At 44.9% G+C, this 14714-nt stretch carries 16 protein-coding genes; 5 read left to right on the forward strand and 11 right to left on the reverse strand.

Features of this window, described 5'->3' with window-relative positions:
* Positions 1–47: 47 nt before the first annotated feature.
* From feoB to ACTUJY_RS00375, 4 genes are all read right to left on the reverse strand, one after another.
* Complete coding sequence (gene feoB / locus ACTUJY_RS00360) at positions 48–2174, reverse strand: ferrous iron transport protein B (RefSeq protein WP_463614044.1); 2127 nt, start codon at positions 2172–2174, stop codon at positions 48–50.
* Entirely contained in the window at positions 2171–2404 is a 234-nt protein-coding gene (locus ACTUJY_RS00365) for a FeoA family protein (RefSeq protein WP_463614045.1), read from the reverse strand. The genes feoB and ACTUJY_RS00365 overlap by 4 nt, the downstream gene beginning before the upstream one ends.
* A 142-nt stretch (positions 2405–2546) precedes the next feature.
* Complete coding sequence (locus ACTUJY_RS00370; protein ID WP_463614046.1) at positions 2547–2915, reverse strand: PilZ domain-containing protein; 369 nt, start codon at positions 2913–2915, stop codon at positions 2547–2549.
* Positions 2916–2925: 10 nt separating this feature from the next.
* Complete coding sequence (locus tag ACTUJY_RS00375; RefSeq protein ID WP_463614047.1) at positions 2926–4683, reverse strand: DUF1631 family protein; 1758 nt, start codon at positions 4681–4683, stop codon at positions 2926–2928.
* 321 nt (positions 4684–5004) lie between these two features.
* Between ACTUJY_RS00375 and ACTUJY_RS00380 the strand changes: the two genes are divergently transcribed.
* The 4 genes from ACTUJY_RS00380 (at position 5005) to ACTUJY_RS00395 (ending at position 7434) form a co-directional block, all read left to right on the forward strand.
* Entirely contained in the window at positions 5005–5196 is a 192-nt protein-coding gene (locus tag ACTUJY_RS00380; RefSeq protein ID WP_463614048.1) for a hypothetical protein, read from the forward strand.
* A gap of 190 nt (positions 5197–5386) precedes the next feature.
* On the forward strand, positions 5387–5857 hold the full coding sequence (greB, locus tag ACTUJY_RS00385; RefSeq protein ID WP_463614049.1) for a transcription elongation factor GreB: 471 nt from the start codon (positions 5387–5389) through the stop codon (positions 5855–5857).
* A gap of 12 nt (positions 5858–5869) precedes the next feature.
* Complete coding sequence (locus ACTUJY_RS00390) at positions 5870–6697, forward strand: MipA/OmpV family protein (protein WP_463614050.1); 828 nt, start codon at positions 5870–5872, stop codon at positions 6695–6697.
* Complete coding sequence (locus ACTUJY_RS00395; protein WP_463614051.1) at positions 6670–7434, forward strand: alpha/beta fold hydrolase; 765 nt, start codon at positions 6670–6672, stop codon at positions 7432–7434. The genes ACTUJY_RS00390 and ACTUJY_RS00395 overlap by 28 nt, the downstream gene beginning before the upstream one ends.
* A 59-nt stretch (positions 7435–7493) precedes the next feature.
* Here the strand turns inward: ACTUJY_RS00395 and ACTUJY_RS00400 are convergent, their stop codons facing one another.
* From ACTUJY_RS00400 to ACTUJY_RS00420, 5 genes are all read right to left on the reverse strand, one after another.
* Positions 7494–8291 carry a transporter gene (locus ACTUJY_RS00400; RefSeq protein ID WP_463614052.1) on the reverse strand — a complete coding sequence of 266 codons (798 nt, stop codon included), beginning with the start codon at positions 8289–8291 and terminating at the stop codon, positions 7494–7496.
* 155 nt (positions 8292–8446) lie between these two features.
* On the reverse strand, positions 8447–10120 hold the full coding sequence (locus ACTUJY_RS00405) for a glutamine--tRNA ligase/YqeY domain fusion protein (RefSeq protein WP_463614053.1): 1674 nt from the start codon (positions 10118–10120) through the stop codon (positions 8447–8449).
* Between the two features lie 109 nt (positions 10121–10229).
* The gene (gene mlaD / locus ACTUJY_RS00410; RefSeq protein WP_463614054.1) at positions 10230–10688 is read right to left on the reverse strand and encodes an outer membrane lipid asymmetry maintenance protein MlaD; all 459 of its coding nucleotides are present in this window, start codon (positions 10686–10688) and stop codon (positions 10230–10232) included.
* 28 nt (positions 10689–10716) lie between these two features.
* Positions 10717–11505, reverse strand: a complete 789-nt coding sequence (locus tag ACTUJY_RS00415) for an MlaE family ABC transporter permease (protein ID WP_463614055.1) — start codon at positions 11503–11505, stop codon at positions 10717–10719.
* The gene (locus ACTUJY_RS00420; RefSeq protein ID WP_463614056.1) at positions 11498–12325 is read right to left on the reverse strand and encodes an ABC transporter ATP-binding protein; all 828 of its coding nucleotides are present in this window, start codon (positions 12323–12325) and stop codon (positions 11498–11500) included. Before ACTUJY_RS00420 ends, ACTUJY_RS00415 begins: the two co-directional genes overlap by 8 nt.
* A 236-nt stretch (positions 12326–12561) precedes the next feature.
* Here ACTUJY_RS00420 and ACTUJY_RS00425 point away from each other — a divergent pair, with 236 nt between their 5' ends.
* Entirely contained in the window at positions 12562–12828 is a 267-nt protein-coding gene (locus ACTUJY_RS00425) for a hypothetical protein (protein WP_463614057.1), read from the forward strand.
* Between the two features lie 131 nt (positions 12829–12959).
* Here ACTUJY_RS00425 and ACTUJY_RS00430 read toward each other — a convergent pair whose 3' ends face one another.
* A complete protein-coding gene (locus ACTUJY_RS00430) occupies positions 12960–13883 on the reverse strand; it encodes a flagellar motor protein MotB (protein WP_463614058.1) in 924 nt (307 codons plus the stop codon).
* 15 nt (positions 13884–13898) lie between these two features.
* On the reverse strand, positions 13899–14657 hold the full coding sequence (gene pomA / locus ACTUJY_RS00435; protein ID WP_463614059.1) for a flagellar motor protein PomA: 759 nt from the start codon (positions 14655–14657) through the stop codon (positions 13899–13901).
* Positions 14658–14714: the final 57 nt, after the last annotated feature.

Consider the following 14714-nt stretch of genomic DNA (forward strand, 5'->3'; position numbering starts at 1 on the left):
GGTGAAACGTAGCGTAACCCGGCGGTAACCGTTGCGAGTTACGAACTTTATCCTAAATTCACCACAAAAACATCGTCATTACGAACACGCTTACCAACATGCTTCAGCATCCGAACGAACAAGAGCCAACCAGCAACCATCGCCGTGATCCAGACACTAGCAAACACGGGTGCATCCGCCCAATGATAGAGCTGATATAAACTGGTGGACAGCGCGTAAGCCAAATACGTCGTCCATCCGATAACCAACCACATCCAAAGGCTGCCAGCTTCACGTTTAATTGCACCCAGAACGGCCACACAAGGTGTGTATAACAGGATGAGTACCAAGTAACAAAAGGCACCAAACTGACCGTCGAACAAGCTGGCCATTTTGGTCAACGTCACTTGGTTCACATTTTGTTCAGCGGTCACCGTTTCGGCATCGGCAACACTGGATAGCCCTAGCGGATCCCCAAGCGCACCCGCCAAACCAGCAAAATTATCTGGAATGGTTTGCAACGCTTCTTTGGTTGACGCCCACAGGTCTAGCTCGCTCAATTCTGACTCGGCTCCGACATAAAGCGCATCGAGCGTTCCAACGATGGCCTCTTTAGCAAACATACCGGTAAAAATGCCAACCGTGGCAGGCCAGTTTTCTTCTTTGATTCCAAGCGGTTGAAACGCAGGTGTAATTACTTGGCCGATTTTGCTTAACACCGAATTTTTGCTGTTCTCATTACCAAAACTGCCATCGGTACCAATGGAATTTAAAAAGCTAAGCAAAGTCACAACCACAACGATGGTTTTTCCAGCACGCCAAATAAAACCTTTCAAACGCTGCCAAGTGGTAATGAAGATATTGCGCCACACTGGAATGTGATAAGCCGGCATTTCTATAAAAGAAGGTGTCGCTTTGGCTGCAAATATTTGTTTTCGGAACAACCATCCTGATAATACGGCAACTAAAATACCCGCCAAATACAACATGAATACAATATTTTGTCCGTTGGTTGGGAAAAATGCAGCTGCAAAAAGCGCGTAAACTGTTAAACGCGCGCCACACGACATAAACGGTGCCATGACTATGGTCAATAGTCGATCCGATTCGCGGTTCATGGTTCGGGCCGCCATAACCGCCGGTACATTACACCCAAAGCCGACGATTAAAGGAACAAAGGCATTACCGGGCAGTCCGATTTTCGCCATCAGCCGATCCACCACAAAGGCTGCACGAGACAAATAGCCGCTGTCTTCCAGAATCGACAAACACAAATAAAGCACACCAATCACGGGAATAAAAGTTGCGACCAACTGTATTCCACCGCCAACGCCATTGGCCAATAGCACCTGCAACCATTGCGGTGTACCAAGCGAAGCCAGTAATTGCCCAGTACCTTCCACCAGAAAAGCGCCGAACAAAATATCAAAGAAATCGATGAATACCGCACCCAAATTTATGGCAATGGTAAACATTAGGTACATCATGAAAAGAAACACCGGTATACCGAGCCAGCGATTTAGCACCCAATGATCGATTCGCTCGGACCAGTCGGCTTTGCCCGGCACCATGGTGACGACTCCTTCGGTGAGCGACTTCACCCGATGAAAGCGACGTTTACCGCGTTCCAGAATATCTTCATCGGTAATGGCTTTTGGCGACTGTGTTGTTTTACTTTTTTCAGCTTGCGTTTCATTCTGTTTGGTTAACCATTGCTGAATTTCTTGTCGCAGTTGTTCGAACCCTTTGCCGTTTGAGCCTACCACGGGCATTAACGGAACCTGCAACCGTTCATGAAGCAAGTTCAGCTTCAATTCCAGACCTTTTTGTTGTGCTACATCAACCATATTCACTGCAACCAACATCGGTTTACCGAGTTCGGTGAGCTGAGAAGTAAGCACCAGATTTCGATTCAGGTTACTGGCATCAACAATATTAAGAATTAAGTCATAATCGCCTTGATGTAAGCATTGCGCTGCAATTTGCTCATCTTTACCGGCATCGATTTGATCAAGATTATAAAGACCCGGCAAATCGATGATTTCAACACGTTCACCAGAAGCGAGTATCATCGTTCCGGATTTACGTTCAACGGTGACACCCGGCCAGTTACCGACTTTTTGACGAGCGCCCGTTAGGCGGTTAAAAACGGTCGTTTTACCGCAATTGGGGTTTCCAACCAGAAGTATTTTCATGAAGCTGTAGGAGAAATATGAATGAGTTCGGAATCGGCAATACGGACGCTGATAAAAGTGGCTCCGGCTTTTACTTGCATAGGATCGCCGAGCGGGGCATGACGTAAGACTTGAATTTCCTCACCTGGCACAATGCCTAAGGCCACCATACGGCTAACCAGTGAGGGGTGATTGGGATCGAGACCGGCAACAATGGCTTTTTCTCCCGGTTTCAGGTCTTTTAAAGTCATGGGAATGAGTACCTAAATACGAATTGTTCTCATTATTATCCCTTTTTGAGAAATTTGCAATTGATCCTTTGAAAATACGGTGATTCGTTTTCGAAATCTTAGAGGTGTAGTGAATTGCGAGGAAATGGTAACTCGAAACTGTCTAATCCACCTGCTGCATCCAGTGACTTAAATCAGAGTCTTCAGCATCCAACAACTCAAATCCACACTCAAACTCATCGTCACTGGCGCGACACCATCGCACTTCGGCAAACAGTAACATTAACTGACCTTTAGAATTTTCAATACACAACTCGGTGATGAATCCGATTGGTAATTCTCGTGCTAATTTTACTCTGAGCCCAGTTGCCGATATATCGAGTGTTTGACAACTCACTTTCACCGACTCCATGGTTTGATCAAGAAAACTGATTTCAAAATCTACTGCAGCTTGTCGCTCTCTGCGCGGAGCCACTCGTCGTTCATCATTCGATAACTCACTCTGCGAAATTTCTTTATCGTCTTTATTCATGATGCCTACCTTATCCTGTTGACGATTGCTGTCGTTTGTTTCGTTGAGCGGCAACAATCTGCTCCATGGTTTGCTCATTACTTTGCCGACTGGCAAGTAACTCGACCTTACCATCCACCATTAAGACCGCCATTTCTTCCGGTAACCATTGCGCAACTTTAACACCGCGTTTGTCGACAAAAACCATTTTTCCTGAATGCTTCAAACGCAACACAAACTGGATCATCATGCTGTCTTGCTGGTGGTAAGTGAAGGTCGAACCCGCTGCGAGATTTTGTAAAACACGTTCGGTTTCTTTGATCTTTTGTAACCGCAGTTGTTTGTTTTCCAATTCTCGTGCTCGTTTTTCTGCATCGCGTTTCGACTTTTTAATTTGTAACCGCTCTCTTCGCGACTGCTCAAGACGCTCAACCACTTGCCGTTTCAGCTGTGCTTTTTCTTTAACCTCGAGTTGCTGTTGAATATTATTGGCCTGAGTGGTTAAGTAACTTTTAAGTTGTTGAATTTTTTCTTCCAATTGGCTGTGTAATGTGAGTGGAATCAGTTGTTTTTGACTCAACAGTTTTGCAGCCTGTTTAAAGTTTATGGCATCCACACGAGCACCGGAATAGTTCACTAAGATAATGACACTGAGTGCTACATCGCGTTCAACTACTCGACAACGGTATTGGCGATCGTTTTTTTGATACTCAAACCAACTTCCAACTTTACATTGAGCAATGACTTGCTGATTCAGTTCGGTGTCGTTTTCATCTATAGGCTCGTTTGGCACTTCTAGGCTTAGCCAAGATTGATTGTCTTCCTGCCCTTCCATTAACAAGACAAAGTGTTGTTCCAGCTGTTGTAAAAACTGATCGAGAATGGACTCATCCATTACGATGGAAGCAAACAGGTGACGAATTTTAGATTGCAATGGAAAAATACGCTCACCAAAGGCTTGTTGTACTTCTTGATAGCCCGTGATGTTTAAGCACTCGATTAACTCTTTGAGCATCGATTGGCCTTGTTGAATTAAGTCGTTTTCAGCGCTCTGTTTAAGCAAATTTAAATGGAACAAACGTTGCCAATGCTCCGAAACAAACTGATAAACCCAATGCGGTAATTCAGTGCCAGCAGCGACTTCAGCAATCAACTTCTGCGCGGCTATGCTGGCACTTAGGTTTTGTGCTTGCTGCTTTTCCATGGTGATCACCCGCTCTTCAAACATACGGGTTTTTTGTTGCATTTTCTGGAACTTTTGAGTCAACTTATTTTGCAGATCAATAAAATGCTGATTGTCGGCTTTCTGTTGCACAATGGGTGTAAAAACTTCACTGAATTCTAACAGCAGGTTTTCGAAACTGCGCCCGGCGTTTTCGTCGAAAGGTCGAAGTACACGAGTAATAAACTCAATGATCATCTGAAACTCGTGATGGTACTTTTGGTGTCCAAACTGCAACATCCAGTAGCGCATTAACCACAAATGAAAGGTTTTAATGAATTCCGGTTGCCTTAGCCGCAACAGGTTTGCCGGAACCAATTGCCCAAGCAAAATCTCGCTGATGGAGTTAAACAGGTAAATCGGTGGATGGGTTTTCAATAAAACCGCGGGGATCATCGTCTGATTTTCCATATCTTCTGACACACTTTGCCGCCAAATTGCAGTATCACTTCCCAGTTGCAAGCAAAGTGCTCGTGACGATTCACCTATATCCTCATCGATTGCCTTGCAGAAGCTGTCCAAGTACTGCTGCAGCGGTTGGTCGATGTGTGAAAATGCGGTTTCCATTAGCTACGATACGGATGGGATGGGCCTCTGGTAAAGTATAGTCACCTCAATTCAATTCGCTTTCTGGATTCCGATTAATTTGAAGGACATCGCAAAAATGGGTGAGCTAAATCATCCCCAAGAAAAATCCGAGTCATACAATTAAAAAGTATCTCATTGTTTTTTAATGAGTATTTAATAAACTTCGCTTAGGGTGTGGTCACAGGACTTCTTCCTACACCAATGTGAGAAATGGCTTACAAAATAAGTTTCCTTACGCTGGCATGGTTATTTTTCAACCTGCACTAAACTGGTACAAATATTCACCAGCGGAGTAAACTTATGGCAACAAATCATCATTGGGTCACTTTTACCAAAGGTCGCATACACATCACCGGATGTGCGGGTTGCGGGCAAATTTTACTCCCAACCAATGAAAGTTCGCCTTGCCATAAAGTGGCAATTGAAGACAACCTACTCATTAAGAAAGGCTACCGTATTTCGGGTAATGTGCCTGACTCCGAAGTTGCTTAAAACCGACTAACAGCGAGTTCGCATCAACCGTGTGATCTGAAATCGAGACTGCTTCCGCCATTTAAGCCCCCTTCAGTACATTTCATTCATGCAGTAACGGAACTTACTGCTTTCAGCTTCGATCGGCTTGACTCTTACAATCGCTCACGTAACATTGAGCCTTCTTAATCTCAGGGCCAAAATTCGCTGTATGAGCCGCTCTCCATTGATTACTCCAGAAGGCGCTACACGCTTGCGTAACGAGCTTTCCGATCTTTGGAAAAACAAACGACCAGAAGTCACCCGCGCACTCGCTGCCGCAGCCGCGGAAGGTGACCGCTCAGAAAACGCAGAATACATTTACCGAAAAAAGCAACTGCGCGAAATGGACCGGCGTATTCGCTACTTACAAAAACGCACCAGTGAAATGCAAGTGGTGGAACACAAACCCAGCGACCGCTCTAAAGTTTTTTTTTCGGCCTGGGTAGAACTGGAAAACGAACAAGGCGATGTGCATACTTACCGCCTGGTTGGTTCAGACGAGTTCGATTTTAATGAAAACTACATTAGCATCGATTCTCCACTGGCCCGTGCCCTGATTAAAAAACAAGTGGACGATGAAGTTCAGGTGACAACCCCGAAAGGTGCACTTGTTTATTACGTGAATAAAATTTGGTACTAGGTTTTTTATAGTATGGCGTTATTACTACGGTTATTATCTGCACTGCTCTTCTTACTGTTGTTGAGTTCCACAGCCGCTGAAGAAGCCCCTCTCAACAATGAACACTTTTACGAAATTGGGGCCGGCTTTTCCATTATCGATGTTCCCCATTACGCAGGAAGTGATGAAAAAAACTTTTATGCGCTACCCTTTCCTTATGTGATTTATCACAGTGATAAAGTTTCCCTCAATCGCGAAGGCCTTAAGCGACACTTGGCAACGAACAGCCGTTGGTCACTTGATTTAAGTTTTGCCGGTACTTTACCGGTGAATTCAGAAGACAATCGAACACGTCGTGGGATGCCCGACTTAGACTGGGTTGGGCTTGGTGGGCCGTCCCTTAACTATCGTATATATGGAAGCAGCCATTCTCGATTACGCGTAGTGCTCCCCATCCATTTAGCGGTTGCAACAGACTTTGAACGAATCGACTACGCAGGCTGGGAGTTTGCCCCCAGTTTAAGATGGGATCATGCCATTGAGCAGCGCGATGTGCGTTGGCGACTGGTTTCTTCTGCCAGCTATTTTTACAGCAGCAATGATTTCAACAGTTACTATTACGAGGTTTCCCCCGAATACGCCACTAACGAACGACCCGCCTACGAAGCCAAACAAGGCAACGCCGGATACCAAACCATGTTTGGATTAACCCGCAGGCAAGGTAATTTTTGGATGGGAGCATTTTTGCGCTACCGAAACTTAAACAGCGCTGTATTTGCTGAGAGCCCATTGGTGAAGCAAAAAGAAAACGTTTATGCTGGGATCGCATTTGCATGGGTGATTACATCACAAAAACTTTAATACAGCTCTCTCTTTTCAGTCTGATTGCCGCTTGCCAGTGGGTACGCCCCATTGATGTGCCGTTAACACAGCATTGGTTTCATGGCGCTCAATCGCAACACAAAAATCTGTGGATTTTTTTACCTGGCGTTGGCGACTCACCCAATGACTTTTTAGAGCAACAATGGGTTCAAAGCCTTTTGCACCATTACCCTTCATTCGATGTGATCACCGTCGATCTCCACCCTAATTATTATTGGCAGCGACAAATTATCCCGAGAATGTTGACGGATGTGATTCAGCCGGCAGCACAAATGGGATACCAACGAATCTTTTTAACGGGAAACTCGATTGGTGGATTTGGCGCACTGTTAACGGCGCAACATGCTGAGCAGTATATCGATGACTTGGTTTTATTGGCTCCTTATCTTGGGTTTAACAACTTTGCTTCATTTATCGATCGGCCAAAATCACAATGGCCTAGAGAAAATATAGGGCCCGCACAGTGGTTGGTGAGCCAACAAAATGTACCCTACGTTATTTTATACGGTGAACAAGATAAATTAACCGGCGCTATCGAACAACTGAAAGGTATTGCTAATAATGGTTACTTTCAGCAACAACCTGGCGCGCACAATTGGAATACCTGGAGCAACTTATGGTTTAACTTTTTAGAGCAAAACAAATCATTGGATCAAAAGATATTATTGATTGAAAAAGAGAACGTTTCTAACGACTCAATTGAAGTCGACTATTGAAAACAAAAATGCGATTCCGATCGCATAATATTCAATACACGGTATCGTTTTCTAGAGCACTAAAAGTAGAAACTTACACCTAAAGTCCAAGTATCGTCGAGTGAAGAGTCATTCAACCCTTTGCTGCGTATTAATGAAATACTGCTCATTTGCTGGAAAGTATAACTCAGTGAAAAATCCAATTGCTTAATGTTATCTTCCTTCAAGTTACCATAATATAGACCCAACCCAGCACTCGATAACTCAGTAATGTTATAGTGAGCCCCACTTTGAATAAAAAAGAAGTCTTCGTTATTAAGCCGACCGTGTTCACCTGTTTTTACATACCCCAATGCAATTTCGGGAGTCCACTGTTCAAAAAAATATTGATAATTCATTCGTAACGTATAGTCTTTGCTACCCGTTCCTAAACCTTTACGTTCATCACCATTATCGAGCTTAACATCCAAAGAAAGAGACAACTGATACAAGTCGAAAAATTCATCCGTTAACACGATACCGGGGGATAAAGTGACGTCACTGGTTCCAGAGATTTCAAACTGAGCAATTTGATCGACCGTGTGAATGCCTAATAGTCGCAAAAACTCTCGCCGACGATCACTGTCCAATCGAACAAAATATCGTAAAGGTATCATCCGTAATAACGCTGCTGGTCCTTTAATTTCGGTATAGGGCAAAGAAAAATCAAAAAAGTAACGATCCCATTCAGCAGAAAACTGAAGGCTGTGAACTTTAAATTCACTTTGGACCGGTAATCCAAAATGACTTTCACTACGACTTTGTTGATAGGCCAAAGCGTAATCTAGGGCGACAACGGGTTGAACCAATAGGCACATCAAAGTGATCAGCTTTTTCATAGCAACTCAGTTTAATGAAACAAACAAATTATATCGCATTTTAAAAAGGCTTCTCCTTAAACAGCGTAATATGCCGATGCGGGGTAGAAGCCTTTATATTAAACGGTGTGTGCATGGAGCCTATAGGAAAACCGCACTTGGACTGATTATAAACTTTAACCTTTATTCTCAATTTTAGCCCAGCTGTCTCTGAGCGTGACGGTTCGATTAAAAACTAAATGATCGGGCTTACACTCATACCGATCGGAACAAAAATACCCTTCTCGTTCAAACTGAAACCGCGTTTCTGGCTTTACGTTTTTCAAACTCATTTCAACTCGAACATTGTCCAATATTTGTAGCGAGTCTGGATTTAAACACTCGGTAAAATTTTCTACGCTGCCAGGGTTAGGTACATTAAATAACCGATCGTATAAGCGAACCGTTGCCGGTAATGAGTGCGAGGCTGAAACCCAATGAATCACGCCTTTGGGCTTACGCCCTTCCGGGTTTTTACCCAGAGTTTCCGGATCGTAAGTACAGTGTATCTCGATAATGTCCCCTTGATCGTTTTTGATCACGTCGTTCGCTTGAATAACATAGCTGTTTCGCAGTCGAACCTCTTTACCTAAAACCAGTCGTTTGTATTTTTTGTTCGCTTCTTCACGAAAATCATCACGATCAATCAATACTTCACGTGTCATATAAAGTGTGCGAGTTCCCATCTCTTCTTTTTGTGGATGATTCGGAGCTATCAACTCTTCTACTTTATCTTCCGGATAATTGGTAATAACGATTTTTAATGGATCCAGTACCGCCATAACCCGCGCAGCATTTTTGTCGAGGTCTTCACGTACGCAATTTTCAAGAACACCCATTTCCGTCGTGTTTACTTTTTTAGTAATACCAACACGCTCACACATATCGCGAATAGCCGCGGCAGTAAAACCACGACGACGCATACCGGAAATGGTCGGCATACGAGGATCGTCCCAACCATCAACGTGCTTATCCGCGACTAAGGTGTTGAGTTTTCGCTTGCTGGTTACGGTATGTTCCAGATTTAAACGAGAAAATTCTATTTGCTGCGGGTGACATTCGATACTGATGTTGTCCAGAACCCAGTCGTATAGAGGACGGTGATCTTCAAACTCCAAAGTACACAAAGAGTGCGTAATGCCTTCAAGGGCATCGGAAATACAATGAGTAAAATCGTACATCGGATAAATACACCAATCGTCGCCGGTACGGTGATGGTGCTGATGTTTGATGCGGTATATAACCGGGTCTCGCATGTTGATATTCGGCGATTTCATATCGATTTTTGCGCGCAAACACATTTTGCCATCTTCAAACTCACCTTCGCGCATGCGCTTAAAAAGAGCCAAACTTTCTTCTTTCGATCGGTCACGAAACGGACTGTTTTTACCCGGCACTTCAAAGGTACCTCGGTACTCTCGGATTTGCTCTGGTGATAACTCATCCACATAAGCCAAACCTTTCTCAATCAACTCCACCGCATAACCGTACAGTTGTTCAAAATAGTCTGACGCATGACAAATGTCACCTTGCCATTGATAGCCGAGCCAATGCACATCTTCGGCAATGGCTTCGGCGTAAGCCGCTTCTTCTTTCGCCGGATTAGTATCATCAAACCTTAAATTACACTGCCCTTGGTAATCTTTCGCAACTCCGAAGTTGAGACAAATCGACTTGGCGTGCCCCACATGTAAAAAGCCATTAGGCTCCGGAGGGAAGCGCGTAACAACCTGCTGGTGCTTGCCCGTCTCCAGATCATGATCGATGATTTGACGGATAAAGTTTTTCGGCTTTTCGGTTGTGTGACTCATGCTTGATTCCAGTTAATTTTATTTGGGAAGTCTTCCCAAAAGAAAATAGCGTCAAAAGACGCTATTCTACTACAAGACCGCTAATTTTAGCATCCGTACAATACAGAGATTACCCTTCTTTATCGGCATTAAAAATAAACTTACCGATGAGCTCTTCAATATCCAGTGAAGACTCGGTCTGCTCAAACTCACTGCCATCTTCGAGGTATTCCTCTTCACCACCTACACTGACCTTGATGAATTTATCACCAATGATTCCTGAAGTGCGAATCGATGCGACCGAGTCGGTGGTCAGTTTAATATGATTGGGAATTTCCATTGTTACGACCGCTTGAAAACGTTCGGCATCAAACTCAATTTGCGTCACTTTTCCGACTTTTACGCCAGCCATTTCTACGGCTGCACCTTCTTTTAAACCGGAAACGGAATCGAATCGACCGGTAACTTGATAACGGCTTTGCTCTTCAAAAAAGCCGATGTCGCCCATTTTCACAGCCATATAACTGACAGCAACCAACCCTGCGATCACGAACAGGCCAACAAAAAATTCCAGTTTTAATTTATTCATGATTGTGTAAAGCCTCAGTTAACTCGAACTACATCATAAATGCAGAAATTAAATAATCTGCGAATAAAATCGACACCGATGTCATCACGACCGCCTGCGTGGTTACCCGACTAACCCCTTCTGCTCCGTAAGCTCCTTGTTTGTCCAGGTGTAACAAATAACCTTTACCGGTAGAAATCCAGACAATAAGCAGAGCGAATACCAACGACTTAACAAGCCCCATGTTCAACTCGTGCCAGCCAATAGCTCCAAACATACTTTGAAAATAAGCACCCGAAGACACATCAAACATCACAACACTGGCGATGTAACCACCCATAATGCCCACCACATCGCTAATCGCCACTAAAATAGGCAGTGATATTAACGTTGCCCAAAACTTGGGCACCATTAAAAATTTATAGGGGTCGATGGCCATGCATTCCAACGCATCGAGTTGCTCGTCGCTGCGCATGATACCGACTTCGGCACACATGGCCGATCCGGCCCGACCGGTTAATAAAAGCGCGGAAAAAACCGGCCCCATTTCGGTGATCATACTGAGAGCCACCACGCTGCCAAGCCGATCCGATACGCCAAACTGTTCAAACTCAAAATAGAGTCGCAACCCCAACACCAGCCCAACCGTTAAACTGGCGAGCACAATCACAAACGTGGATTTTGCACCGATAAAATACATTTGCTGCAACAACGCCCGATAGCGCATTGGCAACATGAACATTTTTGGAATCACCTGCAACAGAAATAAGGTGAGTTGACCAATGTGTTCGCAGTTTTCAATCACCCGGTTGCCAACGCGCGATATCACTCTAATCATCAATATGCCCTCGGTGTGGTCGCCCTGCCTGAACACGGGTCAGTACTTCGAGGTATTCCTCAGGTGACAACTGCTGCCGCGAGGGCCTTCGGTTTAACAAGTTTTGCACCTGTTGATGATTGCTCTGCTTCACTTCATCGACCGTACCGGTGATTAACATTTTACCTTTATCCAAAATGGCGATGCGATCAGCGATGCGAAACGCACTTTCTAATTCGTGAGTGACCACAACAATGGTCATGTCCATCGACTTTTTCAGCTCCAAAATGTATTCATCGAGCTCCGCAGCAACAACAGGGTCCAGTCCGGCAGACGGTTCATCGAAAAACAACAATTCCGGATCCATTATCACCGCTCGTGCCAATGCCGCCCGTTTGACCATACCCCCAGACAATTCTGCTGGCATGAGATCATCGAAACCGCTCAGGTTCATCATGTCCAGTTTCATTCGACTCATGATTCGAATGGTATTGAGATCGAGGTTGGTGTGTTCTTTTAAAGGCAGTTGTACATTGTCTATCAACGACAGATTGCCAAATAAAGCACCACCTTGGAAAGCCACACCCATATTACGACGCAATTGATAAAGTTGTCGGTGAGATGCGTGAGTCACATCCACCCCCATAATGGTCACTTTACCGCTGGACGGTTTGTTTAAGCCTAGCAAGGTTCGCAGCAACGTACTTTTACCGGATCCACTGGCTCCCATAATCACCAGAACTTCACCACGATGAACCTCAAGATCCAGATGATCGAGGATAAGGCGCTCACCGTAGTGTGTGGTTAATTGTTCCACCTGAATGATGGGATCCTTGCTCACTTAGTCCAACTCTTTGAATCGTTTGAAATTATCCACTTATTGTAGCGGTAATGATTCCATTTTCATATTGAAGATTCGAATCCCGTCATTCGACCGCACGTTTAGCCTAGGCTCAAGCGTTTACCTCTTTTTGCAACCAACAAGTCGTTACGCATTGTTGCGAATGAGAGTTTGAGTGGAAATTGCTGTTTTTTTGAACTATTGGTTAATAGAAGGGTGTAACCCGGAGTAAGAAGATGAAGTCCTCCAATTATTTACGACAAGCCAAACGACGCAACCAACGCCGCGCAGAAAGCGAAGGTAATGAGCAATGGCAAGACAAGGTTGTCGGTAAATACCAATTAACGCTGATGTTGGATATCAATCGTGCCCAACTGGATGCCTGGATCAAAGAAGGTATGCCGGTGATTCATCAAGGCAGTCTGGGGCGAGAGTGGGAATTTGACCTGGTTGCGGTAAAAGCTTGGGCTCACGCCCAGGGGTATTTAGGTTCCAAGTTCTAAGTTCTAAGTTCTAAGTTCTAAGTTCTAAGTTCTAAGTTCTTAAAGAATGTTTTGGACTAACCAGCATGCCAACTTTATTTCTGATTTTATTATTACTTATCACTTAGTGCTTTTTACTTAGTGCTGAAGCGTTAAGACTCTGTACTATCCACTTCATCGCCACTTACGCCAATGATGTTGCTCGAAGGCGTGCTCCCTTGCACAATGATGATTTCCACTCGGCGATTGCGAGCGCGGCCTTCCGCAGTATCGTTACTGTCGAGCGGTCGGGTATCGGCGTAACCATTTATCACAAATCGCTCTCGATTGAGCGCTGGATTTTTTAACAGTTCTCGCACAACACTGCCAGCGCGGCCACCCGATAATTCCCAGTTGGATCGGAACCTCGGCGTATCAATGGGCAAGTTATCGGTGTGTCCGGCAACACGCACTTCACCGTCCGTTTCTTTTAAAATATCAGCGATTTTATCTAATACGCCAACAAAACTACGCTCTATGCGATCGGAACCCGAAGCAAATGACCCACTTTCACGAATACGAATGACGACCATATTGTCTTTCGCCAGAAGTTCAATTTGACCGGAATCCAGTTGTGCGGCCATACGGGCAGCAATTTCTCGAGCTAACTCTTCCGCTTGCTCTTGGGCCTCTTTCCCACCGCGTCCAATGTCGCTGCTGTCACCCTGGCCTTTATCACTTTGATCACCTTCACCTTGTTCCGGTTTTTCTTCGGTAGGCTCATCAAACTCCAGCGACTCTTTGGTAATTTCCACCGTATGCTGCATGATGGCTTCGATCATCGTTGGTGTGGGCTTACCGGGAGAAAATTCTTGCGCAATGATACTGGTCCCTTTAGGTATGTCTTTCACTTCCACTTTATTCTGCACGCCAAAAGCGTATTTCATGGAGCCAGCGATTTGTTTGAATTTCAAAACATCCATTTCAGAAAAGGCGAGCAGCAACACAAAGAAGCACATTAACAACGCCATTAAGTCGGCAAAAGTTCCCATGTACTGGGGTAATCCTTCGGGGGGGCAATCGCATTCCTCTTCCATAACCCGCTCCGCTAGCTAGTCTTCGGCTGATGGACGTTGGCTTTCGGCCAGGTACCCCAATAGCACCTGCTCGATCACACGGGGATTTTGGCCCGCTTGAATACCGAGTAAACCATCGATCATTAGGCTGCGGGCAATTTTTTCTTCTTTGTCACGCAACATCAATTTATCGGCAAGAGGAGTCGCCATCATATTTGCAATCATGGCGCCGTACAGCGTCGTGAGTAAGGCCACCGCCATAGCAGGTCCTATGGATTTCGGATCATCCATATTACCGAGCATGGCCACCAGGCCAATCAGCGTGCCGATCATCCCCATAGCCGGAGCCACGCCGGCAAGACCTTTAAAAACGGCAGCACCGGTTTCGTGACGCTTAGAAGCCATCTGCACATCTTTTTCGAGTATGGATTTCACTACTTCACCATCGTGACCATCCACCAATAACCCTACGCCTTTTTTTAAAAAAGGATCGTCCACCTCAGCACCTTCTAGCGACAATAAACCACCTTTACGCGACAGATCCGCTAACTCAACAATTTTGGCAATGATTTCCTGGCAGTCGGGGGATTTGAAAAAAATGGTTTTCATTCCGGCTTTAGCAGCATTGATAAAATCAGCCAAAGGAAACTGCCCTAACACCACAAGATGAGAGCCAATCACAACGACGAGCACTGAAGGTACGTCGACAAATTGCCCAAAACCTCCGGCCAAAATCATGGCCAAGGCAACAATACCTACCGCTCCAAACAAACCGATGAGGGTTGCGATATCCACGTGAAAACATTCCCGTTTAATCTTTTGTTTTTCTCATTAAAAAGGTTAGTCCCTTTT

This window comes from Pleionea sp. WD8-19, assembly GCF_055326765.1.

Coding starts and splice junctions, on each gene's coding strand:
- feoB (WP_463614044.1), bottom strand. CDS start 2,174: ATGAAAATACTTCTGGTTGGAAACCCCAATTGCGGTAAAACGACCGTT.
- ACTUJY_RS00365 (WP_463614045.1), bottom strand. CDS start 2,404: ATGACTTTAAAAGACCTGAAACCGGGAGAAAAAGCCATTGTTGCCGGT.
- ACTUJY_RS00370 (WP_463614046.1), bottom strand. CDS start 2,915: ATGAATAAAGACGATAAAGAAATTTCGCAGAGTGAGTTATCGAATGAT.
- ACTUJY_RS00375 (WP_463614047.1), bottom strand. CDS start 4,683: ATGGAAACCGCATTTTCACACATCGACCAACCGCTGCAGCAGTACTTG.
- ACTUJY_RS00380 (WP_463614048.1), top strand. CDS start 5,005: ATGGCAACAAATCATCATTGGGTCACTTTTACCAAAGGTCGCATACAC.
- greB (WP_463614049.1), top strand. CDS start 5,387: ATGAGCCGCTCTCCATTGATTACTCCAGAAGGCGCTACACGCTTGCGT.
- ACTUJY_RS00390 (WP_463614050.1), top strand. CDS start 5,870: ATGGCGTTATTACTACGGTTATTATCTGCACTGCTCTTCTTACTGTTG.
- ACTUJY_RS00395 (WP_463614051.1), top strand. CDS start 6,670: ATGGGTGATTACATCACAAAAACTTTAATACAGCTCTCTCTTTTCAGT.
- ACTUJY_RS00400 (WP_463614052.1), bottom strand. CDS start 8,291: ATGAAAAAGCTGATCACTTTGATGTGCCTATTGGTTCAACCCGTTGTC.
- ACTUJY_RS00405 (WP_463614053.1), bottom strand. CDS start 10,120: ATGAGTCACACAACCGAAAAGCCGAAAAACTTTATCCGTCAAATCATC.
- mlaD (WP_463614054.1), bottom strand. CDS start 10,688: ATGAATAAATTAAAACTGGAATTTTTTGTTGGCCTGTTCGTGATCGCA.
- ACTUJY_RS00415 (WP_463614055.1), bottom strand. CDS start 11,505: ATGATTAGAGTGATATCGCGCGTTGGCAACCGGGTGATTGAAAACTGC.
- ACTUJY_RS00425 (WP_463614057.1), top strand. CDS start 12,562: ATGAAGTCCTCCAATTATTTACGACAAGCCAAACGACGCAACCAACGC.
- ACTUJY_RS00430 (WP_463614058.1), bottom strand. CDS start 13,883: ATGGAAGAGGAATGCGATTGCCCCCCCGAAGGATTACCCCAGTACATG.